This is a genomic window from Exobacillus caeni (genome assembly GCF_005747095.1).
Classification (GTDB): Bacteria; Bacillota; Bacilli; order Bacillales; family Guptibacillaceae; genus Exobacillus; species Exobacillus caeni.
The window spans coordinates 1-1,240 of record NZ_SWLG01000051.1 but is presented as its reverse complement, the minus strand read 5'-3'; the positions used below and the strand labels follow the sequence as shown (position 1 = coordinate 1,240).

Below are 1,240 nucleotides of genomic sequence, written 5' to 3'. Positions count from 1 at the left end.
TCAATCGGCGCGCGTTGCTTTAATTTCTTCTGAAAACGCCTGTAGTTATAGTGGTATATATAATCCTCGATTGCTTGTCGTATCTCTGTTTCTGATTTACACTGTTCTATATACAACTTCTCTGTTTTGAGATGCGAAAAGAAGGATTCAATGCAGGCGTTATCCAGGCAGTTTCCTTTGCGAGAGTGGCTGCCTTTAATGCCATATTCTTTGATTCGCGTGTTGTATGCCTTAGACGTATACTGAAAGCCTTGATCCGAATGGAGAACGGCTTCAGCTACGTCTTTTTTCTTTGTCCACTGGTCTACAGTGTCTAAAACAAGCTGTAAATCATTGCGCTTAGAAATCTGCCATCCCACAATTTCATTGTTAAATAAATCTTGAATCACCGATAAGTAGTAAAATCGTTTACCATCCGACACATAAGTAATATCTGTCACCATTTTTTGATTTGGGCCGTTCGTCTTAAACATTCTTTTGAGCCTGTTTGGATGGACGACTGAAGGCGTGTATCCATGCCTTTTTCGCTTTTTGCGAATCACCGATTGGATTCCCATTTCCGTCATCATCCGATATACTTTTTTGTGATTAATGTGGTAACCACTTTCTCTTAATAAACGAGTCATGGTAGGATAGCCTGTTTCCGGATGAAGGAAATGAATCCCCATCATATGCATTTTTATATCATGATCCCGTTTGGACCTTTCTTCCCTCTGCGCTCTACTGGCTCTCCATTTATAATAGCTCGCCCGATGAAGGGAGGCGACCTCCAATAACCAGGTAACGGGATAATCGTCTCTTAGTTCTTCAACGGTTTCATACTTTATTTTTTGCGTGATTTCCCCTCCCTTTCTAGATTTTGATACTGCTTTTTTAAATAGTCCACCTGCACTTTCAGGTAATCTCTCTCCTCTTCAATCGATTTAAAATTTGTACGAGGTCTTCCCTTGAGAGGGTTTCCTCCAGTGCCACTTCGATTATCAAACACCTCGCCATTCTTCCACTTTTTCACCCAGACTTTAAGCTGGGTACAGTTTCGTATTCCTAATTCTTCAGCTAATGATTGGTAGCTCTTAGAGCCGTTCACATACTTCATGACGGCATTATGTTTAAACTCGTCTGTATAGTTTTGGAACCGTTGCCCTTTCTTGGCCATAGAAAAACCCCCTCCAAGTATCATTCTTTCCTTCATGGTATCATGAAGGTTTTTTTGAATGTCTACTTAAAGGGGATAATATCA

2 protein-coding genes are annotated in these 1,240 nt (G+C 40.6%); both read right to left on the bottom strand.

Going from position 1 to position 1,240, the window contains the following annotated elements; all coding sequences use genetic code 11:
* A partial coding sequence (locus FCL54_RS23660) for an IS3 family transposase (RefSeq protein ID WP_246055447.1) occupies positions 1-827 on the bottom strand: 827 nt, incomplete at its 3' end.
* Positions 824-1,156: a transposase gene (locus FCL54_RS23655; protein ID WP_138129715.1), complete on the bottom strand. Its 333-nt coding sequence runs from the start codon at positions 1,154-1,156 to the stop codon at positions 824-826. The genes FCL54_RS23655 and FCL54_RS23660, both read right to left, overlap by 4 nt.
* Positions 1,157-1,240: the final 84 nt, after the last annotated feature.

What these genes read in the sequence shown, in the direction of transcription:
- FCL54_RS23655 (WP_138129715.1), bottom strand. Translation starts at nt 1,156, where the DNA reads ATGGCCAAGAAAGGGCAACGGTTCCAAAACTATACAGACGAGTTTAAA.